The organism is Hamadaea sp. (genome assembly GCF_013362815.1).
GTDB lineage: Bacteria > Actinomycetota > Actinomycetes > Mycobacteriales > Micromonosporaceae > Hamadaea.
Genome location: NZ_JABFVK010000039.1, coordinates 32,740 through 54,124 on the forward strand (window position 1 = coordinate 32,740; position 21,385 = coordinate 54,124).

The 21,385-nt window shown below is 66.6% G+C and carries 23 protein-coding genes; 14 read left to right on the plus strand and 9 right to left on the minus strand.

Going from position 1 to position 21,385, the window contains the following annotated elements; translation table 11 throughout:
- Positions 1 to 104 precede the first annotated feature (104 nt).
- Positions 105 to 590, plus strand: a complete 486-nt coding sequence (locus tag HOV77_RS19530) for a hypothetical protein (protein WP_290863868.1) — start codon at positions 105 to 107, stop codon at positions 588 to 590.
- A gap of 7 nt (positions 591 to 597) precedes the next feature.
- Here the strand turns inward: HOV77_RS19530 and HOV77_RS19535 are convergent, their stop codons facing one another.
- Positions 598 to 1,347: a TetR/AcrR family transcriptional regulator gene (locus HOV77_RS19535; protein ID WP_290863869.1), complete on the minus strand. Its 750-nt coding sequence runs from the start codon at positions 1,345 to 1,347 to the stop codon at positions 598 to 600.
- A gap of 68 nt (positions 1,348 to 1,415) precedes the next feature.
- Here HOV77_RS19535 and HOV77_RS19540 point away from each other — a divergent pair, with 68 nt between their 5' ends.
- Positions 1,416 to 2,105, plus strand: coding sequence for a hypothetical protein (locus HOV77_RS19540; protein WP_290863870.1), 690 nt, complete (start codon positions 1,416 to 1,418; stop codon positions 2,103 to 2,105).
- A 387-nt stretch (positions 2,106 to 2,492) separates the two neighbouring features.
- Positions 2,493 to 2,843, plus strand: coding sequence for a hypothetical protein (locus tag HOV77_RS19545; RefSeq protein WP_290863871.1), 351 nt, complete (start codon positions 2,493 to 2,495; stop codon positions 2,841 to 2,843).
- A gap of 255 nt (positions 2,844 to 3,098) precedes the next feature.
- Here HOV77_RS19545 and HOV77_RS19550 read toward each other — a convergent pair whose 3' ends face one another.
- Complete coding sequence (locus tag HOV77_RS19550; RefSeq protein ID WP_290863872.1) at positions 3,099 to 3,938, minus strand: LysR family transcriptional regulator; 840 nt, start codon at positions 3,936 to 3,938, stop codon at positions 3,099 to 3,101.
- A 105-nt stretch (positions 3,939 to 4,043) separates the two neighbouring features.
- On the opposite strand from HOV77_RS19550, the gene HOV77_RS19555 reads away from it, so the two are divergent.
- Both HOV77_RS19555 and HOV77_RS19560 read left to right on the plus strand, forming a co-directional pair.
- Positions 4,044 to 4,769, plus strand: coding sequence for an SDR family NAD(P)-dependent oxidoreductase (locus HOV77_RS19555; RefSeq protein WP_290863873.1), 726 nt, complete (start codon positions 4,044 to 4,046; stop codon positions 4,767 to 4,769).
- A gap of 187 nt (positions 4,770 to 4,956) precedes the next feature.
- Entirely contained in the window at positions 4,957 to 5,349 is a 393-nt protein-coding gene (locus HOV77_RS19560; RefSeq protein ID WP_290863874.1) for a hypothetical protein, read from the plus strand.
- A 75-nt stretch (positions 5,350 to 5,424) separates the two neighbouring features.
- On the opposite strand, the gene HOV77_RS19565 is transcribed toward HOV77_RS19560, so the two are convergent.
- Together HOV77_RS19565 and HOV77_RS19570 are read right to left on the minus strand one after the other, a co-directional pair.
- Complete coding sequence (locus HOV77_RS19565) at positions 5,425 to 6,402, minus strand: hypothetical protein (protein WP_290863875.1); 978 nt, start codon at positions 6,400 to 6,402, stop codon at positions 5,425 to 5,427.
- On the minus strand, positions 6,392 to 7,078 hold the full coding sequence (locus HOV77_RS19570; protein ID WP_290863876.1) for a hypothetical protein: 687 nt from the start codon (positions 7,076 to 7,078) through the stop codon (positions 6,392 to 6,394). The genes HOV77_RS19565 and HOV77_RS19570 overlap by 11 nt, the downstream gene beginning before the upstream one ends.
- Between HOV77_RS19570 and HOV77_RS19575 the strand changes: the two genes are divergently transcribed.
- The 3 genes from HOV77_RS19575 (at position 7,053) to HOV77_RS19585 (ending at position 12,135) form a co-directional block, all read left to right on the plus strand.
- Positions 7,053 to 7,646, plus strand: coding sequence for a MarR family transcriptional regulator (locus HOV77_RS19575; RefSeq protein ID WP_290863877.1), 594 nt, complete (start codon positions 7,053 to 7,055; stop codon positions 7,644 to 7,646). The two genes, HOV77_RS19570 and HOV77_RS19575, sit on opposite strands and share 26 nt — an antisense overlap.
- A 267-nt stretch (positions 7,647 to 7,913) precedes the next feature.
- Positions 7,914 to 9,272 (plus strand): PHB depolymerase family esterase, encoded by a 1,359-nt coding sequence (locus HOV77_RS19580; protein ID WP_290863878.1) that lies wholly within the window; start codon positions 7,914 to 7,916, stop codon positions 9,270 to 9,272.
- 25 nt (positions 9,273 to 9,297) lie between these two features.
- Entirely contained in the window at positions 9,298 to 12,135 is a 2,838-nt protein-coding gene (locus HOV77_RS19585; protein WP_290863879.1) for a glycoside hydrolase N-terminal domain-containing protein, read from the plus strand.
- Here the strand turns inward: HOV77_RS19585 and HOV77_RS19590 are convergent.
- A complete protein-coding gene (locus HOV77_RS19590) occupies positions 12,111 to 13,022 on the minus strand; it encodes a sigma-70 family RNA polymerase sigma factor (RefSeq protein WP_290863880.1) in 912 nt (303 codons plus the stop codon). The two genes, HOV77_RS19585 and HOV77_RS19590, sit on opposite strands and share 25 nt — an antisense overlap.
- A gap of 407 nt (positions 13,023 to 13,429) precedes the next feature.
- Here HOV77_RS19590 and HOV77_RS19595 point away from each other — a divergent pair, with 407 nt between their 5' ends.
- From HOV77_RS19595 to HOV77_RS19615, 5 genes are all read left to right on the plus strand, one after another.
- Complete coding sequence (locus tag HOV77_RS19595; RefSeq protein ID WP_290863881.1) at positions 13,430 to 14,950, plus strand: RICIN domain-containing protein; 1,521 nt, start codon at positions 13,430 to 13,432, stop codon at positions 14,948 to 14,950.
- Positions 14,951 to 15,039: 89 nt separating this feature from the next.
- Positions 15,040 to 15,474: a VOC family protein gene (locus HOV77_RS19600; protein ID WP_290863882.1), complete on the plus strand. Its 435-nt coding sequence runs from the start codon at positions 15,040 to 15,042 to the stop codon at positions 15,472 to 15,474.
- 7 nt (positions 15,475 to 15,481) lie between these two features.
- Positions 15,482 to 16,255 carry a phosphotransferase gene (locus tag HOV77_RS19605; protein WP_290863883.1) on the plus strand — a complete coding sequence of 258 codons (774 nt, stop codon included), beginning with the start codon at positions 15,482 to 15,484 and terminating at the stop codon, positions 16,253 to 16,255.
- 74 nt (positions 16,256 to 16,329) lie between these two features.
- A complete protein-coding gene (locus HOV77_RS19610; protein ID WP_290863884.1) occupies positions 16,330 to 16,593 on the plus strand; it encodes a hypothetical protein in 264 nt (87 codons plus the stop codon).
- 63 nt (positions 16,594 to 16,656) lie between these two features.
- Complete coding sequence (locus HOV77_RS19615; RefSeq protein WP_290863885.1) at positions 16,657 to 17,265, plus strand: dihydrofolate reductase family protein; 609 nt, start codon at positions 16,657 to 16,659, stop codon at positions 17,263 to 17,265.
- Positions 17,266 to 17,287: 22 nt separating this feature from the next.
- Here the strand turns inward: HOV77_RS19615 and HOV77_RS19620 are convergent, their stop codons facing one another.
- The 4 genes from HOV77_RS19620 to HOV77_RS19635 form a co-directional block, all read right to left on the minus strand.
- A complete protein-coding gene (locus HOV77_RS19620; protein WP_290863886.1) occupies positions 17,288 to 17,896 on the minus strand; it encodes a glyoxalase in 609 nt (202 codons plus the stop codon).
- Between the two features lie 148 nt (positions 17,897 to 18,044).
- Positions 18,045 to 18,545: a hypothetical protein gene (locus tag HOV77_RS19625; protein ID WP_290863887.1), complete on the minus strand. Its 501-nt coding sequence runs from the start codon at positions 18,543 to 18,545 to the stop codon at positions 18,045 to 18,047.
- Entirely contained in the window at positions 18,542 to 19,471 is a 930-nt protein-coding gene (locus HOV77_RS19630; protein ID WP_290863888.1) for a hypothetical protein, read from the minus strand. Before HOV77_RS19630 ends, HOV77_RS19625 begins: the two co-directional genes overlap by 4 nt.
- The gene (locus HOV77_RS19635; protein WP_290863889.1) at positions 19,472 to 19,864 is read right to left on the minus strand and encodes a hypothetical protein; all 393 of its coding nucleotides are present in this window, start codon (positions 19,862 to 19,864) and stop codon (positions 19,472 to 19,474) included.
- Between the two features lie 117 nt (positions 19,865 to 19,981).
- Between HOV77_RS19635 and HOV77_RS19640 the strand changes: the two genes are divergently transcribed.
- Positions 19,982 to 21,385, plus strand: a 1,404-nt coding sequence (locus HOV77_RS19640) for a BTAD domain-containing putative transcriptional regulator (protein ID WP_290863890.1), incomplete at its 3' end; no start/stop codon positions are given.

The window sequence follows — 21,385 nt, forward strand, 5'->3', positions numbered from 1 at the left end:
TCCGCCCTAGTGGGGTCGCAGAGATGTGGCATCGGTGTGGCATCGGCGCAGCGACGCGGCGCGTGAAGGTCAACTGCGCCGAAGCGCCGAACTAGCCTGCCGCCGTGGATCTCATCAGCGCGATCACCGCCATCGCCGCCGCAGCCCTCGGTTCCGTGTCGACCTGGACGCATCCGGCACCGGAACATGCGCTCGTCGTGTACACGGCGACCGTCGAAGAACTCGCCATCGAACAGCCGTGGTACGCCTGCAACTCGCTCGACGGCCACGTCGACGTCATCGTCGGGGACCAATCCGCGCGGGTCTTCGACGGCACTACTGCCTACGGCTGTGCCCGTGACATCGACGTCCCGCTCAAGTCGGCCGGGGTGCAGATGCTCGCCGTCGGCAGTGCCGACGTCGACGAGCCCATGACGATCGAAGTGGCCCTGCGGGAGCGGGGACTGCGACTGTCGGGCGGCATCAGCACGCGGCTCTCGATCGCCGCACCCGAGCCGTTGCGGCCACGCGAATGCACTCGCCGGGTGGTCGAGGCATCGGGCCGGGCTGTGAGCGTACGCGCCACTGTGAAGTTCTGCGCCACCTCGTGAACCCCGGCTAAGCAGACCGTTTCCGGATGTGCGCCTCGATGCCGTCGAGGATCCGGGCGAGGCCGAAGTCGAAGCCGTCGAGCGAAGGTTCGTCGGCGAGGAACATCGGATCCTGCACGACATCCGCGACGGCGTTCAGATTCCGCGTACGCAGCTGGCTGTTCAGGAAGGTGCGTACGGCATCCGTGGCCCGTTGATGGTCGGGATTGGTCCGGCGTAGCGATGCCGGTGTCGGCATGTTGCGTCGCAGGCCGGCGCCATACCGGGCGTGGCTGTCGAGCAGGTACGCACAGTTCAGCATCTCCGGCCCGGGCAGGCCGGTCGGCCGCAGAACGGTGATCAGTGCGTCCAGCCAGGCGGCGTTGTGTGGTGTCAACGGAACCGTGGCCGGGACGTCCAGGAGCCACGGACGCGACAGGAAATGGTCGAACAACGTATGCGCCCACAGCTCCGCCGCCGCACGCCAATCGGTGTCGGGCAGCTTGGGCGGGTCGCCCCAGGCGCGGTCGGCGAGGAGGACGACGAGTTCTTCTTTGGAGCTGACGTAGCGGTAGAGCGCGTTGGCGGTCACCCCGATGCGGGCGGCGACCTTCGGCAGCGATGCCGCGGCGATGCCTTCCTCGTCGGCCAGTTCCAGCGCGACCGCGACGATCTCGTCGACGCTGTGCGCCGGCTTGGGACCGCGACGGCCACCGACGTCGACGACTCCCCAAGCCGCGGCAAGTCCAGGTGGCAGGGCATCGAGATCTGCTGGCACGTCGCGTCCTCTCCTGGGTGTCAAAGAAATTGTAGACGGCTTGCACAGTTATTGGTACTGTGCAAGCCATGAACACTTCATCCCTTACACATATTCACCTGCCGGGCGCGGCCCGCAGATGGATCGGGCTGGCCGCGGTCCTCGGCGCCGTTTTCGCGATGGCCGAGCTTCCGCTGTACTTCGTGGTGCCTGCCTGTGATCCCCCGGCATGCAGCGTCGAGACCGGCAGTCTCATGTCGGACGACCTGATCCTCACCCGCACCCTGTTCAACTTCCTCGCCCTCGCCATGTTCTTGATCTTCATGACCGGCGTCCGGTTCCTGATCACGCGAGCCGACGCGAGATACGAATGGTTCGGCGCGGTCGCCGGGACCGCCGGCGTGGCCTGGACGATCCTCGACATGACGGCCAAAGGGATCGAGGGCGGTACGGCGATCAAGACCGCCGAGTTGATCGACCCCACCCGAACCGTGCCGACCTACCTACTCTACGGGACCATCAGCCACCTGATGCTGGTGATCTTCGGCGTCGCCTTCGGGTACGCAGTGCTGCGCTCGCGGGCGCTCGCTCCCTGGGTCGGCTGGTCGTCCTTCGGCATCGCCGCTCTCCATCTCGCCGCGGTGCCGTCGATGTTCTTCGGCTTCAACTCTTCGCAGTTCTACGCCGCCAACGGCTGGGGCGCGGTCGCGATGTTCAACGGCATCGCCGCCATCTGGCTCGCCGCCGTCGGCGTTGCGACGCTCCGGAACCGGGCCTAGAGCGTGTTGGCAAAGCATGCTCCGATCCGGTTTCAGCAAAGCGCCGCCTAGGACCTGGTCATGATCATGTTCCCCGGGTCTGCGATTTCCGGCTCGCATCGGCTGACATGTGCCCGTGGTATGCGCCAGAAGGCTGATTTCCGCAGACCACGGGTACTTGATCATCGATTCTGGCCCGAAATCGCAGACCACGGGCACGTGATCTTGGCGCGCGGCCCGAGCCCTTACCAACGGGACGTAATGCGATTCGGGGACTCAGCGGGTCGTCGCTGAGTCCCTCAACTCTCGGCGGTCCCTGCCCGACCTCTCGGTGGACAGACCACAATCGATTACTCCAGTACTGTCCGATGCCGAGACAGCTTTCGCGTCGGGCAGACGGGGTGAGGCGTGGAGTGGTTCGGCAACTTCTTCGCAGCTGCGACATCGGGGTTGATCCTCGGACTCGCGTACGGCAAGCGTGAGGTGATCGGCCGGGTCGCTAGCAGGCGCGTGAGTTGGGCCGCCGGGCTGGCGCTGTTCAACGCCCTTGTGATCGGGAGCCTGCGCGGCTTCGTGAATGACATGGTGGACGACTGGACGGCGCTGGGCGAGCATGTTCCGGCGTCTTGGACCTTCGCGCAGAACCTCCTGGAGATGGCCTCGGGAGTCTTGTACCCGGTCGCCTTCCTGCTGTTGGCTTCCGCCCTCTTGGCCCCACGAGCCGACACGGCCGAGCGACCAGCTGATCTCGGGCGGTAGAGGATCCTGAAAGCGCAATGACGCCCATCGCGATCGTCGAGTTCGAGCAGCGGCTCGACGGCACTGGGACTATCTCCCGGAACGGGACACTGCTCGGGCTCGGGCATGGGCGGCGTCGATGACATCCAGGCGCATTAGGTGGTGGGGGTTCCGGAAGTCGCACCGAAGTCCCGCGGCCCCCCGCAAACGCTATCTTCAGGACACAGCCGATGCCACAGGGTATTCGCTGAGGACAGATCCTGACCTGCGCAACGTTCAGAGACGTGTCGCCGTACGCACGAGGTCGGCAACGGCTCTGGACCTGCTGTGTGGTGGCCACGCGACGACGGTCGTGACGGCCGGTGCGTCTGGGACTGGCACGACGGCATGATGGTCGCGCAGTTGGATTCGCAGCGACTCGGGCACGAGCGCACAGGCCAGTCCGAGCGCGATCAACTGGAACAATTGGGTATGGTCGCGAACTTGCGGGCCGGGGCCGTCCGGATAGCTGCCATCCCGTCCGGGCCAGCGCGGCAGGGGCAAGTTCGTCAGCGTGTCGACCTCGGCCAATGACAGCTGCGCCCGGTTGGCGAGAGGATGACCCGCCGGCAGGACCACGACCTGCTGTTCGGTATGCAGATCCTCGGTGTCGAATCCGGCCGTCGTGTCGTAGGGCCGGTGAAGCAGAGCAACGTCAGCGCGCCCGTTACGCAGCAGACTCTCCGGCTGGCCCGGTCCGCAGAGCATCACCTCGACGGCCACGGCGCCCGGCTCGGCGGCGTACGCGTGCAGCAGTTTCGACAACAGTTCGCTGGACGCTCCGGCCTTGGCGGCCAGCACCAAGCCGGGCTGGCCGCTTGCAGCACGACGCGTACGCCGCTCGGCGGCTTCGAGCGCGTCGAGCGCGGCGCGGGCCTCCCGCAGCAGCACAGCCCCCGCCTCGGTCAGCGCGATGGCCCGAGTGGTGCGGTGGAGCAGGACGACGCCGAGCCGCCGTTCGAGCTGCTGGATGGCTCGCGACAGTGGTGGTTGCGCGATCGCGAGTCGTTGCGCCGCTCGCCCGAAGTGCAACTCCTCGGCGACGGCAACGAAATATCGCATCTCCCGCGTCTCCACCGCGCCATGGTATCCGGCGATGACCTCGACCAATACCCGCGCGGTATCACCGGCCACCCGATCGGTCTTGGACGCCCGACCACGCGTGACAGCAGGATCAGCGGTGTGAGTGAACAGACGACCGCGCTGGTGACCGGCGCGAACAAGGGAATCGGATACGAGATCGCCGCCGGCCTGGGCGCGCTCGGCTGGCGAATCGGTGTGGGCGCGCGCGATCGGCAACGACGCGACACCGCGGTCGAGAAGCTGCGCGCGAACGGGGTCGATGCGTTCGGTGTGCCGCTCGACGTGACCGACGATGCAAGTGCGGCCGCAGCCGCCGAGCTGATCGCCGACCATGCCGGAGGGCTCGACGTCCTGGTGAACAACTCCGCGATCACCGGCGGAATGCCGCAGACGCCGACCACCCTTGCTCCGGCAACCGTGCGCGCTGTCGTGGAAACCAACGTGATCGGGGTCGTCCGGGTCACCAACGCGATGCTGCCGATGCTGCGCGCCTCGTCCGCGCCGCGGATCGTCAACATGTCCAGCAGCGTCGGCTCGCTCGCCCTGCAAACCACACCGGGCATCGACATGGGCCCGGTACCCGCCGCCTACTTGGCGTCGAAGACCTTCCTCAACGCCCTCACCGTCCAATACGCCAAGGAACTGGGTGGCACCAAGATTCTGATCAACTCCGGCTGCCCGGGCTTCACCGCCACCGACCTCAACGGCTTCAGCGGTGTGCGTACGCCGCAAGAGGGTGCGGCCATCGCGATTCGCCTCGCGACCCTGCCCGACGACGGGCCGACCGGCGGTTTCTTCGACGATGCCGGCCCAGTGCCCTGGTGATCGGCGGACCGGATTCAGCCGAGGCCGGGACGGCGCTCGGGCGGCAGGAGTCGTGTACGACGTCTGACCGGTGCGGCCGTTGACCGGGCGATTCAAGGAACGGTCAAGTCTTCTGCAAGGAAGAGCGCTGGTCTCGTCCATAGCATTGGGCCCGCAAACGCCACAGTGCTCGGAAGGACCAGAGGGTATGAGGAAGAAATCCAAGCTGGCGGTCGTGGCTGCCGGGGTGACCGCGTTGGCCGTGTTCGGTCTCGCGGGGCCGGCCCAGGCCGCGAGCGACACCGTGTACACCCGATACTGGGACGGCCTGCTGGAGTACACCGATTCGGCGGCCGATGTCGACTTCTTCGTGGTCAAGGACATCTCGGCCGACGGATACGGTGTCCGCGGCGAGATCCGTAGCGGCGGAGGAACGCTGCTGTCCTGGAATTACGTCGGCGGGAACGGCACCTCCAAGAGCTGGATCTACGATCTGGCCAAGAGCAAGGAATACATCATCAGGGTGTGCCTTGTCAGCGGGGCGGGCGACACCACGCCCATCAACTGCGCGAGCAAGGTCATCCAGGACACCAATCCCTAGCGTGGGCCTGCGCGCCGGACCAACACCGTGCTCGAACGTTCCGCGCGGCGTTGGCCCGGCTGCCTGCGGCTGCCATCATTTTCGTGTCAGTGAGCCGATGAACGTGTAGGCGTTGGTCAGATTGTTTTCGAAGGTGTATCCAGATCGGAACGCGCTGAGGTGCCCGCCGTCGTCGGTCACGATCGCCCAGTAGCGCAGCGAAAGTGTGGTAGAGCCGATTCGGCACATCTGTGTGCCAGGGTCCAGCAGCTCGGCGGTGTTGCCTTGCACGCCGAGGATCCAGCTGCAGCCGTCCGGCGTATGGACGGCGATTCTGTTGCCGTCGAGGCGGTCGATCCGCACCTCGCCGATGTCGGGGGAGGCACTGCCCCGGTCGGTGACGGTGATGTTGTCCAGCGTCTCGAGGCTGAACGGATCGTAGCGGAACGAGCCGACGAGCTTTTCTGCTACAGAGTCACCGCCGTTGTCGACGACCCGGCGTCGAGAAGGCTGGTCCTTGGCGCTGAAGTTCATCTCGGTGAAGAGGACGTCTCCGTTGGGTTGGAAGCTCTCGGAGATGATCTGCTCGCGTTCGACGTCGCCGTCCACCTGGACCGACCATTGTCGGATGCTGTAGTACTGCCCGATGGTGGCGTTGAAACACAACTGGGTCTTGGACGACAGCTCCAGCCCGCCCGCGGTGACGGCGAAGTTCCACACGCATCCCTGATCGGTACGCCCGTAGAGGGTTCCGTCCGGCCCGGGGCTGAAGTCGATCCAGCCGACTTGTGGAATCTTCAGCGGCAGCGGAAGTGCCGGGTTGTGGCTGCAGGAGGTCCCGCCGTCCGAACAGGCCAGTACTGCGACGTTGTTTCCGGTGGCGCGATCGGGCTGAACATAGTTCCACCGACCAAGATATTTGTGCCCTGAGTGGGCAGCCTGGTTGACCGGCGAGAGCTGACCGCTCGCGGTCGAGTACGCCGCCGAAGCCTCTGCCGGGACGGCGATGGCGAGGAGCAGGACGAGAACCGAGAGCAAGGACGTTCGCGGGGAGAGCATTCTGTCACCGGTCATCGCTGCTCGTCCTGACCGCGTTGACCTCGGGAAGGCGGTTGTCGGCGGCCGTGGCCGGCGTCATTCGCCGGACGGCATCGGGCATCGGGCCGACGGTGAACACGCGGGTGAACGAGCCGATGGTGACGCCGACGAAGGACGCTACGGTCGGCACCTGATCGGGCAGCGGGATGGAGTGCGATCCCGGGCCGAGGCTGGCTTCGAACACCTGCGTCGACGCGCTCTTCGGCTCCGGGGGCGCGAAGGATGTGCCCCACCATGCCTCGATGGCGACGAGCGCGGGCTCGTGGAGCGTGAGTGCGACCGAGCGCTGCGCTTCGTCGTAGGTGATGTCGGCGATATCGACTGCTTGGGCCGAGATTGCGGCCTGTACTTGGGCGGCGATGAGGCCGGCGATCCCGGCGAGCCCCTGGACGAAAGTCACGTGCGGGTTGCGTTCGGAGATGTCCTCGCGCAGTCGTTGTTTCGTGTCGGCGGGGACCATGCCGCCGAAGACCAGTACGTCGAGATCGGTGACGTCGTAGTCGTCGAGGACCTGGTCGAACTGGTTCGTCGCGTCCGCGGAGTAGCCCTTGGCTCGGAGGATGCCGACGGTCTCGCCGAGCACGCTCGGGCTGCGGCCGACGACTAGAACCCGGGTGGGTCGGATCGTGGATGAGGTGGGGGAGGACGTCACGGCTGGCTCCAATGTTGGTCGTACCTATGTTGGCATTGCCAACATATCAACTGTTGGCCTCACCAACAAGGGTTATGCTGATGCGGTGCCCATGCACCATGACGACGGCCGTACGCCGACCCGGCTTGACGGACGCGCAACCTGGCTGGTCAGCCGCGCATACATGCGCTCTTCTGGGCTGCTCGGCGCCGCGTTCGAGGCGCACGGCGACGGACTGCGGAGCTACCATTACAGGCTTCTCGCCGCGCTGGAGCAATGGGGGCCTGCGAGTCAGGCCGAACTCGGCCGGGCGACCGGGATCGACCGCAGCGACGTGACAGCTGCCTTGAGCGAGCTCGAGTCGCGCAACCTGATCGGACGCTCCGTCGACCCCGACCACAAACGCCGGAACATCGTCACGATCACACCGGCGGGCCTCGAACGGCTTCTCGAGCTCGACAAGGTCATTGACGGTGTCCAGGACGAGTTCCTCGCGCCGCTGACGGCCGCCCAGCGAAGCCAGTTCATCGCCCTGATGTCGCGACTCGTCGACGCCCGGCAAGAAGGCACGACGCGTACGCGCTCTTGAAGAGTCGCAAGTGAGCTGTAGCGCCGAGTAGGCCCCACGAACCGTGCCTCGGAATCGGGACCGAGCCGGCCGAGCGCTCGTAACACTTTTCTGGGGTGACTCACCACACGTGGAAACGTGATGTCCGCTGCCCGGGTTTGCGTTACGCCGCCGCCTCCGGAAAGCCCTCAATAGATAGACGCTTGACGCGCTGTCGTGCCGGACATCGCGCGATGCGTGCTGCGTACAGACCCGCGTCCGATCGCCAAGCACGGAAAGGAGCTCTAGATGAAACGACTTCTCGCTGCGGTCACGGCGGCCGTCCTCGTGTCGTTCGGCGTCGCCCTGGCCGCGAGCGAATCAGCCTCGGCAGCGACGCTGACGCAGGTGACCAACTTCGGAACCAACCCCACCAATCTAGGCATGTATGTGTACGCGCCGGATTCCCTCGCGTCCCGACCGGCGATGCTCGTCCTGGTGCACTACTGCGGCGGGTCGGCGTCGGGGATCTTCGGCGGCAACGGGCATGACTACGTCACCGCGGCAGACCGATACGGGTACGTGATCGTTTTGCCGGAAGCGACCCGCAGCGGGCACTGCTTCGACGTTTCCACCCAGCAGGCGTTGCGGCGCGACGGCGGCAGCGACTCCACCGGGATCAAGTCGATGGTGGATTGGGCCCGAAACCGGTACAACGTCGATCCCGCCCGGATCGTGGTCAGCGGGTTCTCCTCCGGTGCGATGATGGCCAACGTTCTGGCCGCCGAGTATCCCGACGTGTTCGCGGCCGGTTCGGCCTTCTCCGGAGTGCCGGCCGGATGTTTCGCCACCACGGACGGTTCGCTGTGGAACAGCCAATGTTCCGGCGGCAACGTCATCAAGACCGCGCAACAGTGGGGCGACGTCGCGCGCGCGATGTATCCCGGCTACACCGGTCGCTATCCCCGCATGCAGCTGTGGCACGGGACCACGGATACGACGTTGGCGTACCCGAACTTCGGTGAAGAGATCAAGCAGTGGACCAACTTGAACGGGCTGAGCCAGACGCCGGCCGCGACTGATTCGCCGCAGTCCAGTTGGACCCGTACGCGCTACGGCGGCACCGGGACGACGGCCACCGTCGAGGCAGTGAGCATCTCCGGCACCGGACACACGCTCCCGCAACCGGGCATGCTCGCGTACGCCATCTCATTCCTCGGCCTGGACGGCGGCACTCCGCCCACCAGCAGTCCGCCGCCGAGCAGCCCGCCGCCGACCCGCTCCAATGTGATGCTCGTGGGCGCAGCCTCGGGCCGGTGCCTGGACGATCCCAACGGGACCACCGCCAACGGCACGCAGATGCAGCTCTGGGACTGCTGGGGCGGCAGCCCGCAACGCTGGACCTACACCGCAAGCCGCCAGCTGACTGTTCTGGGCAAGTGCCTGGACGCGAGCGGCCGGGGGACCGTCAACGGCACTCCCGTGATCATCTGGGACTGCAGCGGCCAGGCGAACCAGCAATGGAACCTGAACGCCAACGGCACTATCACCGGCGTCCAATCCGGCCTCTGCCTGGACGCAGCCGGGGCGGCCACCACCAACGGCACCAAGATCCAGCTGTACGCGTGCTGGGGCGGCGCCAACCAGCAATGGACCGTCCGCAACTGACGACCCCTGAACGTCTGGAGACCCCATGCCCGATCTGTCACGACGGCAGGTACTCGCCGCCGCTGCGGCGGCCGGAGCCGGAGCGATGCTCACCACTGCCTGGCCCTCGACCGCCTCGGCCGCGCCGCCCCTGCCCGGCAACGACCTCACCCTCTGGTACGACGAAAGCGCCGGAACCGATTGGCTACGCGCACTTCCCATCGGAAACGGACGGTTGGGGGCCATGGTGTTCGGCAATACCGACACCGAACGCCTGCAACTCAACGAAGACACCGTCTGGGCCGGCGGCCCGCACGACTACAGCAACCCCCTCGGCGCGGGTGCCCTGGCCGAGATCCGTCGCCTGGTGTTCGCCAACCAATGGAGCCAGGCGCAGAGCCAGATCGACCAGTACATGCTCGGCAGGCCCGCCGGTCAGCTGGCCTACCAGCCGGTCGGTGACCTGAGGCTGACCTTTCCCACCGGGTCCGGCGTCTCGGAATACGTGCGGTACTTGGACCTCACGACTGCCGTTACCACCGTGTCGTACCTGCAGAACGGCGTGCGATATCGCCGCGAGGCATTCGCCAGTGCGCCCGATCAGGTCATCGCCATGCGTCTGACCGCTGACCGGCCGGGATCGATCTCGTTCACCGCGTCGTTCACGAGTCCACAGCGTGTGACCGCGTCGAGCCCCGACGGCGCCACGATCGCGGTGGACGGCCGCTCCGGCGACCAGCGCGGCATCGCCGGGTCGGTTCGGTTCCTCGCCCTGGCCAAGGCCATCGCGACCGGCGGCAGCACCAGCAGCTCCGGGGGCACGCTCCGGGTCACCAACGCCGACTCCGTGACACTGCTGATCTCGGTCGGCACCAGCTACGTCGATTTCGGCAACGTCAACGGCGACTATCAGTCCATCGCCCGCGCCCGTCTCACGGCCGCACAGGGCATTGCCTACGACATGGTACGCAGCCGGCACGTGGCCGACTACCAGGCCCTGTTCGGACGGGTGACCTTGGATCTGGGGCGTACTTCGGCGGCCGATCAGACCACCGATGTCCGCATCGCGCAGCACAACTCGGTCAGCGATCCGCAGTTCTCCGCTCTGCTGTTCCAATACGGCAGATACCTGCTGATCTCGTCGTCGCGGCCGGGCAGTCAGCCGGCCAACCTGCAGGGCATCTGGAACGACTCGTTGACGCCGTCGTGGGACTCGAAGTACACGCTCAACGCCAACCTGCCGATGAACTACTGGCCCGCCGACACCACCAATCTGGCGGAGTGCTTCGAACCGGTCTTCCGGATGATCAGCGACCTCACCGTGACCGGAGCGCGCGTGGCGCAGGTGCAGTACGCCGCCGGCGGCTGGGTGACACACCACAACACCGATGGCTGGCGCGGCGCATCGGTGGTGGACTTCGCCGCCGCCGGCATGTGGCAGACGGGCGGCGCCTGGCTGGCCACGATGATCTGGGACCACTACCGATTCAGCGGTGACGTGAACTTCTTGCGGCAGTACTACCCGGCGATGAAGGGCGCCGCCCAGTTCTTCCTCGACAGCCTCGTCCCGGAACCCACCCTCGGCTACCTGGTCACCAACCCGTCGAACTCGCCCGAGCTGACACATCATTCCGGCGTCAGCGTGTGCGCCGGTCCCACGATGGACAATCAGATCCTGCGCGATCTGTTCACCGGGGTCGCTCAAGCCGGCCAGGCGCTCGGCGTGGACAGCGACTTCCAGACGCGGGTGACTGCCGCCCGGGACCGACTGGCGCCGACGCGGATCGGCTCACGAGGCAACATCATGGAGTGGCTGTACGACTGGGTGGAGACCGAGCAGAACCACCGGCACATCTCCCATCTGTACGGGCTGCATCCCAGCAATCAGATCACCAAACGCGGCACGCCGACGCTGTACAGCGCGGCCCGGCGTACGCTCGAACTGCGCGGTGACGACGGAACCGGCTGGTCGCTCGCTTGGAAGATCAATTACTGGGCGCGGATGGAGGAAGGCAGCCGGGCGTACGACTTGATCCGTCTGCTCGTGCGGACCGACCGGCTCGCGCCGAACATGTTCGACTTGCACCCGCCGTTCCAGATCGACGGCAACTTCGGGGCCACCTCCGGCATCGCCGAGATGCTTCTCCAGAGCCACAACGGAGAACTGCACGTGCTGCCCGCGCTGCCGCCGGCCTGGCTCTCCGGGAAAGTGACCGGCCTTCGTGGACGCGGTGGATACACCGTCGACGCCGCCTGGAACGCCGGCCAGGCCGGCACGGTGGTGATCCGGGCCGACCGCACCGGCACCGTGAACGTGCGCAGCCTCGCCTTCGGCGGAACCGTCGAGGTCACCGACAGCACCACCGGCACGGTCGTCGCCGTGACCCGGCCAGAACCTGATGTCCTGGCGCTGCCGGCGCAATCGGGCCACGTCTACACCGTGAAGGTGACCTCCGTCAGTCCCATCCCGACCGGATACGTGCGGATAGCCAACGTCACCACCGGTCTGGTGATCGACAGCGGTGGAAACGTCGCCTCCGGGTCCAATCTCAAGCAGTGGACCTGGGACGGCTCCACGAACCTCCAATGGCAGTTCGTCGACCTCGGCGGCGGCTGGTACCGCATCGTCAACCGCACCAACGGAATGGTCGCCGACAGCTGGGGCAACACCGCCAACGGCGCACCGTGCCGGCAGACGACCTGGAACGGTGGAGTCAACCAGCAGTGGCGCCTCGCCGCGGTGGGTGGCGGCCGCTATCAGATCATCAACCGGGGCACGAACACCGCGCTCGACGGCATGGGCAACACCACGGCCGGATCGGTGTGCGCCCTGTGGGCCCCGAACACCCATACCAACAATCAGTGGACCGTCCTCGCGACGTGAGGTCCGCGTACCACAGGAGGCCAGATGCGCCGCATGGTCGGTGGCGACCGGCGTACAAGTGTGTGTTCCTGATCAGAGCTGTCAGCGCAGGCCGGCAGCAATCGATCGGCCGGGATGAGGTCGGCCGCGCAGCTGGAGCATTCCGCGCAGCCGCGCACGTGGCGGCCGATACGCTTGCGCCAGACCGAAGTGGTCTCGCCGTTCCAGCCGGTGACGGCTTCGGCCAGCAGACGACAGCGCGGCTGGTTGCTCAGCGCCGCAGTGATGGCCCGGCACAATGCCAGGTGTTGCTGCAGACGCTGCAGACGTACGCCCGCGTGGGCAACGCTGATGCCCACGCGGGCGGCCAGTGCTCGGCGGCCGAGCGTGCCCGTGACCTCCTGGCGCCAGAATCGCAACAGCCGGCGATCGTCCGGGTCCAACCAGCGGCTTGCCTGATCGAGCTGGCGAAGCTGTTCGGCCAGTTGTAGTCGCAGCACGGTCAGGTCCTGAACCTCGGCAGCCGGATCGGCCACCTCCTCCTCGTCATCCGAGACTTGCCTTTGCTCGACGGCGCGCCGGCGCTGCCGGCACGCACTGAGCTGACGAATTGCGATGGAAAGCAACCACGGCCGGAAACTGGCCGGCTCACGAAGCCCGTCCAGCCCTAGTACCACCCGTAGCAAGGTTTCCTGTACGACGTCGTCGACGTCGCAGTGGCCGTTCAATGCCCGGCCGATGACGCCGTACAGCATGGGCAGGTGCTCGGCGACGACGGCCTCCAGGGCCGAGACGTCACCCGCCTGCGCAGCGGCGACGAGCCGGGTATGTCGCTCGGTAATGACCTGATCGACTGTGGCCAGATCGTCGGCGGTTACGGACCTGAGGGGATGACGTCGGGCGTGCATCATCGCCTCCCTTGGAAGCGGTCGGGCGACCTCGCGGTGGACGGGGAGAGCGCGTCCGTGGAGGAGGTTCACGCTGCGGCGCGTCGGGCTTTCGCGCCTGTCCCACGGCGTCCGAGCCGGCGAGATGGTCAGGAGATCGTGCGAACGGAGACTAAGTCGATCGCCACCCTCCAATGTGAACGTTAACATTTCTTGGCCGCCGGCTGACCTGTAAGGATCTTGGAAGACGGGCAGAAACATATGTCGTATTACCTCTGAGAGTGTGGCCAATCAGGCTCTCCACCGTCAAGGTGCCTCCCGCGCGAAACATCCACTCGACGGTTTGCTGGTCCATTGGTGTTTACAAGTGGGTGAATGTGTTGCATCCTGTTTAAGTTGGGAAGCTAAATTTAACGATGGGAAACCCCATGGCAACAAATGTCTCTTCCGGCGGCACCGCTTCCGCGTGGCCGCGGCGTACTCGGCTGGTACGCCGGTTGATCCCAGGCTTGGTCGCCGTGGCGCTGGCGGCGCTGGCGGGCCTCGTCGTGGTCGCGTCGCCGGCGAACGCGGCCACCCGACCGTTCCGCGGGATGAACTGGGCGGTACTGGGGGACAACTTCAGCACCAGCGCGCTGGTCGTGCAGGGTCTGAGTAAGTCCGACAGCAACGCCACGGTGCGGGCCAAGGCCAACGCCCTCTACGACGACATGGCCGCCAGCCTGGGTGTCAACACCGTCCGGCTGCCGATCAACACACCCACCGTGGCCGACACGACCTGGTGGAACGCGTACCGCGGCGCGATCGACGCCGCCACCGAGCGCGGGTTCAAGGTCATCCTCGCGTACTGGGAGGACGGTGCCGCTTCCGGTGGCAAGATCACGAACCTGGGCGCATGGAACTCCATGTGGTCCAGCGTGATCGGCACCTATGGCTCCAACGGCAACGTCTACTTCGAGCCGATGAACGAGCCGCACGGCTACTCGTCGGCGGACTGGCGCAACGTCGCGGCGAACTGGCTCAGCGCGCACCCCAACGCGACGCCGGGCCGGGTGCTCATCGGCGGCACGGGCTTCAGCCAAGACCTGCGCGACATCTGCAACGACAGCCGCTTCAACGCGACCCTGCTGTCGTTCCACTATTACGCGTTCTTCTACGGCGCGATGACCTACGACGGGTTCCGCAGCCACATCCAATCGCTTCTGGGCAACTGTGCGTCCCGGGCGGTCGCCACCGAGTTCGGCGCGCCCATGTCCACCGGCCTCAACTACGCCGACGCCAACAGCACCGAGAACTTCGTGCGCTACATCCGCGCCATGGCTCAGGTCATGCGTGACAACCAGATGGGCGGCACCTACTGGCCGGCCCTCGGCGGCAAGCCGGGCTCGATCGGCTACGACTGGTACTCGATGTACGCCTTCAGCGGCAGTGGTACCGACCTCAACCTGACCATCCGCAACACCTCCGGCGCCGACCGGATCCGCTACGCGTGGGGAGACACCGTCGGCGACCCGACGACTCCGCCGCCGTCGACCTACTACCGGATCGACGTCCGCCACAGTGGCAAGACCATGAACGTCCAGTCGCCCAACACGGACAACGGCGCACGCATCAGCCAGTACGCCTACAGCGGCAGTGCCTGGCAGCAATGGCAGTTCCAGGACGCGGGCAGCGGCTATTGGCGCATCGTCAGCCGTAACAGCGGAAAGTGTCTCGACGTGGTGAGCGCTTCCACGGCCGACGGCGCGGAGTTGATCCAGTACACCTGCGGCACTGGCACGAACCAGCAGTTCCAGATGGTCGCCAACGGCAGCTACTTCCAGCTCCGAGCGCGTCACAGCGGTAAATGCGTCGACGTGCCAGGCGCGTCGACCGCTGACGGTGTGACTCTCATTCAGTACACCTGTAACACCGGCACCAACCAGCAGTGGTCGCGTACGTCGGTCTGATCGCCTGCACGCCTCGGTGCCCGGCGCAAGCTCGGCACCGAGGCGGGCGATCCACTGGTACCGGCCGCAGACTTTGTTAGGTTGCTGTAATGGAGCATCGGATCAGTCTGATCACCCTCGGGGTGGCTGACGTCGCGCGGTCCCGGGCGTTCTACGAGCGGCTGGGGTGGCGGGGCCAAGAAGTCGAGCAGACTGTGTTCTTCCAGGCCGGGGGCATGGCGCTGGTGTTGTGGGGGCGCGACATGCTTGCCGACGACGCGGGCGTCTCAGCTGCCGGCGCGGACGGCTTCCGGGGTGTCGCCCTTGCCCACAACGTACGGTCGCGAGCCGAGGTCGACGAGGTGTTGAACGCGGCCACGAAGGCCGGGGCCGAGATCACCCAGCCCGCGCATGAGACGGCATACGGGGGTTACGCCGGTTACTTCACCGACCCGGACGGCCACCTGTGGGAGATCGCGCACAATCCGGGCTTCACGCTCGCCCCGGACGGCGCGCTCATTCTGCCGGACTTCGACGCGGTATAACGACGTCATGCGGGAACAAGGGCTGCCGGGTGGGCGAATCACCGGCGCACGGCGTACGCGAATGGGAGTGCACAAACCGGTCAACCCGTGTACTCCCGCAGTGCACGCCCTATTGAGACATCTGGAGGAAGTGGGATTCGCGTCGGCTCCGCGCGTACTGGGCATCGACGACGAAGGCCGGCAAGTGTTGAGCTACCTAGAGGGCGAGACCGTTGGCACGGCCGTGCCGTGGCCGGCGTGGGTCTTCTCCGACGACGCCCTCACGCAAGTCGGCGCATGGTTGCGATCGCTGCACGAGGCCACCAAGTCATTCGTGCCGCCGCCGGACGCGATCTGGTTCGCCGGTCCGCCATGGCGTCCAGGAATGGTGATCGCGCACAACGACGCGGGACCCCACAACGCCGTCTGGCGCGATGGGAAGCTGGCGGGATTCATCGACTGGGACACCGCCGGACCCTCCACCGGCGAGCTCGACCTTGCTTTCGCCGCCTTGTCGTGGGTGCCGCTGCACGCCCGGCGGGCCGTCGTCGCGCTCGGCTTCACCGACTTCGACGATCGTCACAGACGGCTACACCTGCTGCTAGACGCGTACGGCTTCATCGGAGAGCGCCTCGCGTTCGGCCAGACAGTCGCCAGACGCGCACGCCTCAACGCCGCCGGGATCGAGCAGATGGCGGCGACTGGTGATTCCGCAGGCGTGGCGCTACTCCCATTTGCCGCGGACTTGGCAGAGGCGGCGAAGGAAGTCGAGCAGCTGCCCGCCGAGTTCTGGCGGCGCTGAGCCCCGAACGGTCCGGGCCGACCACGGAATTAGACATTTCGCTCACGCAGGCGCCGTCGGTCTATTCTGCCGGGGTGAGCTACGTGCGCTGGAGCAGTCCCGGCCGACCCCACGATTACGACTCGGCCGTGTACATCTACGACACCGATGACGGAGTCGTGTGTTGTTCCTGCATCCTGCTTCCGGCCGACGCGATCGGTGATCACCCGAGTCATGTGGCGGCCAACCCCGGCCAGATGATCGAGCACGTACGCGCGCACATCGCCGCTGGGGACGCAGTGCCCGACTTCGTCATCCCCGCACTGGCCGACGCCGAACGCGCGCGCGAGGCGCACTGAACTGGAATGCTGGAGCGATGAGCCGTCGTGGGGCGGCGACGGACACCTGAGGAGGAGTGGCGCATGGGCACGGTGTACACCGCGATGACGATGTCGGTCGACGGATACACAGCCGGTCACAACCAGTCCGAGGAGCGTCCCTTCGGCGACGACGGCGGTGACGGCTGGGGCGACAAGCTGCACGCCTGGTACGCCGACACCCCGGAGGAGAACAAAGCCGAGATCGAAAACATGCTCACGGCGAAGGCGTTCATCATGGGGCGCAACATGTTCGGTCCTGTTCGCGGGGAGTGGGACCGGCCGTGGAACGGCTGGTGGGGCGACGATCCGCCGTACCACGCCCCCGTCTTCGTGCTCACCCATCATGTCCGCGACCCGCAGCCGATGGACGGTGGGACGACGTTCCACTTCGTCACCGACGGCATCGAGTCGGCGCTCGACCGGGCCCGCGCTGCCGCTGGTGACGGCGACATCGCAGTCATCGGCGGCGCGACCACGGTGAACCAGTACCTGGCTGCCGGACTGATCGACGAACTCCGGCTGCACATCTCGCCGCTCACGCTCGGCACGGGTACGCGGCTGTTCGACGGCGTACCAGGACTGAAGTTCGAGCAGGTGACGGCGAGACCGGCCAGCCTCGTCACCCATGTGACGTACCGCGTGCTTCGCTAGCCGTTCACGGTCCTTCCAGAATCTAGGCCGACACGCCTTCCCATCGGAAGCCGTCGAGGTCGACGAAGCCTCCGGCGTCGCTGCCGACGGCGATCCGGTGCGAGCCGGAGCCCTCGGGTGACACGCCGGAGTCCTTGGCGGCGAACTTGCGGCTGTAGAGCGCCATCTTGATGGTCGAGGTGCCGAATTCGACGTACTTGCTGCCGAAGCTCTTGGTCACGGGCAGGCCGCGGTCGGCGTAGAACTGCTTGGTGGCCTTGACGTTGTCGACGCCGAGCAGCAGCACGACATCGTTGACCTGGCGGGTGGCAGGGCCGGAGTTCTTCTTCTCCGCCGACGCGAGCTTCCAGATGGTGCCGAACGGGTCCTGGAGCGTCCCGCCATATCCCCAGAAGCTCTTGGTCGCCGGCTTGAGCGTCGTCGCTCCGGCGGCCGTGGCCGTGGCGAAGAAGCTGTCCACGTCGCAGGGCTGGGGCACGACCAACGAGATCGCGTAGCCGCGGAAGCCGGCCGACGGTTCGTCGCCGGCCCGCAGGCGGATGCGTTCGCCCAGCCCGAAGGCTGCAGTGTAGAAGGAGTCGGCGGCGGCCAGGTCGGTGACTTCGAGGACGAGGTGGTTGATGGAGGTCATTTCGTGCTCCTTCGAGAGGCGAGTGGGTCGCTGTTGTCTGATCAAAGCTTCGCCTCCCCGACAGCACACCCACATCCGTGGTGACCACGGAAGCCGCCACGGAGCCGGACCGCAACGCCACCCATCCATCAAGAGGCTGGTATCACCCTTATTGGTAAATGTCCGCTTTCAAGGCGGCGACCTGTGCGTACTGGTCGGAGATCAGCTCCGCAGCGGCCGCCGCCGTCTGATCGCAGAACTCCTCCTCGCTCAAGGCGGCCAGGGTGCCAGGCGCGATGGTGACCTTCCAGTCGTGCATGCCGCGCGCGGTGATCGTGATCCGGCCGTCGGGACTCTTTCCGGTGACGACCAACCGGGCCCGCGCCTCCCGATAGTCCGTATCCGCCTGATCATCCGATTCGACCTCGCTGTTGATGTCGCGCTCGGCCGCCGCGCTCAGCAGCGCGTAGTACTCCCGAGTGCGGGCCGCCCATAGCATGCGGGCCAAGTTCGCCAGGGAATCCTCGAGCGCCTCCTCATTGAAGCGCTGGTAGGTGGGCGGCTCGAAGACGATCGTGATCTCGGAGCGGCCGCGCAACTCGGCGTGCAGGAGACCACTGGGCAGAGTCACGCGTACGCGCATCGCGGCCAGCCGCTCGCCGAACGTCACGAGGTGCCCCGCCGGTGGGCGCCGAAGTGATCCTGGTCCCCGACGTTTTGCTTGGTGATCCCCGTGATGGCCGGCTGGTTCGTCACGAAACTGCCGGGATCACGGCTGATGATCCCGCTGTTGATCCTGACCGCCTGGGCGATCAGGGCTTCCGTCTGATTCGCCAGTTCGACGCTCTGGTCGAGCCCCTTCTGCAACGACTGCAGGATGGCGCGCACATTCCCTCCTTTGACGCTCAGGTCCGGCTTGTCGTTCTTGACGAGGCCCAAGGCGCCGGAAACGACTCCGGCGCCGCTGGATACCCCGGTCCAGACGATGATCGCCATTCCGCTGAAGTCGGCCGTGGCGGTGGCGATGATCGCTCCCGCGATGGTGAACTGGAGAGCGAGTTTCGCCGGATCGCAGTCATTGACGGAGTCGAGCACGGTCGCCGTGTCCTTGGCCATCTTCAGCACGTCGTTGCGGGTCTTGTTCCACATCTCCCGTTCGGCGGCCAGCAGGGCCCGGATTACAGACACCGCTAAGTACTGGTTCTTGGTCACGTCCCGGAACGGATTGACGAAGTTCCTGACGAAGTTGTAGGCGGCGTCGCCCTGCCAATCCACCAGCTGGTCGTGGACGGTGGCCATGTCGCCGTAGATCGGGCTGGCCGGCATCAGTCCTGCGCCGGTCATCAGGTCGCTGGGCAGCTCACCGGGGCTCAGCCGGGCCAGCGCCGCGTCGAGGTCCTGGATCGGCAACTGGAACGCCTCGTCCGGGGGGATCTCGTAGAACGGCTCGAACATCGCGGGAATGGTCGGAATCAGATCTGCGGCCGTGCCCCCGCCCACCTTGCCGGCGCGTGCGGCGTACACCGGGCGATCGGCCTCGACGGCCTTCTTCTGAATTTCGACGACGGCCTGCCGGATGTCGTCGGTGGTAGCCATCTACAGGTCCAATCGGATGTGGTTGCGGGTGTGGCCGGCGCGCTCCTGATCGCGAATGTCGGCTTCGTGGCGTTGCAGCAGCGCTTTGGCGTTCTCATCGCTCTCGGCATAGGAATCCGCCGCCGTGACCAGCGCTTCGGCGGTCAGGTAGAGGTTGCGCGCCGTGTCGCCGAGCATCTTCGCGATGTCGTCCCGCAGTTCGCACCATCCGGCGTACGCGGGGCCGTGGTCGCCGCCGAACTTCGGATGTCGTTTGAAGGCAGGCTCAGCCCACTGCACGGTGTAGGCGAGATCCTGGCGCGCGTAATCCAACTGCGACGCGATGCCGGGCATGGTCTTCTTTCCCACGTCCCACAGCCTCGAAAGATCCGTGCCGAAACTGCCGTCGCCCATGCGAGCCCCCCGTTCGTCGCGCCATCGGCTCTTGCCGACCTGGCCTTCTGCCCGTTCAGCCCCAGTCTGCTGTGGACGACCTCACATTCACCTGACACGGTGATAACGTCGTCGACTGTGGAGTTCGGGGTGCTGGGTCCCGTCAAGGTCAAGGTCAGCGGGCGCGATGACACCCCCCTCGGCACCCGCTTGCAACTGCTGCTGGCGATGCTGCTCCTACATGCGAATCTGACTGTGCCGTCGGGCGTACTCGCGCAGGCGATGTGGGACGACGACCCGTACGAGCGGCGGCAGGCGGCGTTGCCGACCTACGTCATGCGGCTACGCCGGGCGCTGGGCGCGCAAGCCGCGGCCCGGATCGTGACCCGACCGGGCGGCTACCGTGTCGAGCTCGGCCCGGACGAGCTGGACGTCCTGCGATTCCAGCGGCTGTGGGACGAAGGGCGCGAGCAGGCCGTACGCGGTGACCTCCCCGCGGCCCACGCGAGCCTGACCGCCGCGCTGGGATTGTGGCGCGGCGAGCCACTGGCGACCCTGCCCGCGGGCGGCGTCGTCGCAAGCGAGATCGCCAAACTCGGCAGTCGGCGGCTCGCGGCGCAGCGCGACCTGATCGACATCGGGCTGAGACTGGGTCGTCACACCGAACTGCTGCCCGACATCGCCGCGTTGGCCGAACGGCATCCGCTCGATGAGAACTTGCGCGGTTCCTGGATGCTGGCTCTCTTCCGTAGTGGCCGCCAGAGCGAGGCGCTGCAAGCCTTCGGCGACCTGCGCCGCGAGCTCGCCGACGAGCTAGGGCTCGATCCCGGCGCGGCGCTGCAGGAGTTGCACCGGCGCATCCTGACCGGCGATCCGACGCTCAACTTGGGGGAGAAGCCGCAGATCGTGCCGCGGCAGCTGCCCGCGGGGCTGCGGACGTTCGTCGGGCGCTCGCAGGAACTCGTCGATCTCGCCACCCTGGCGGCCGACGACGCCGGTGTCATCGCGATCTCCGCGATCGGCGGTACCGCCGGAGTAGGCAAGACCACCCTGGCGGTCCATTTCGGGCATTCGATCGCCGATCGCTACCCCGATGGGCAGCTCTTCGCCAACCTGCGGGGCTTCGATTCCTCCGGCGAGCCGGCCGACGTCGCGACAGTCGTGCACGGGTTCCTGGTCGCTCTGGGCGTACCGCCCACTCAGATTCCCGCCGAGCTCGACGCCCGTCTCGCGCTCTACCGCAGCCGGCTCGCGGGCACGCGTACCCTCATCGTCCTGGACAACGCGCGCGACGCGGAGCAGGTGCGGCCGCTGTTGCCCGGCGGCGCGGGGTGCCTGGTCCTGGTCACCAGCCGCGTGCGGCTGACGGGCCTGGTCGTGCGAGATGGCGCGGTTTCGGTGCCGCTCGAGGTGCTCGATTCGGCCGACGGGGTGGAACTGCTCGCGCGCCGGCTCGGGGCCGCCCGGGTCGCGGCCGAGCCCGAGGCCGCCGCGGCGCTGGTCACGCTGTGCGCGGGCCTGCCGCTAGCGATCGGCGTCGCA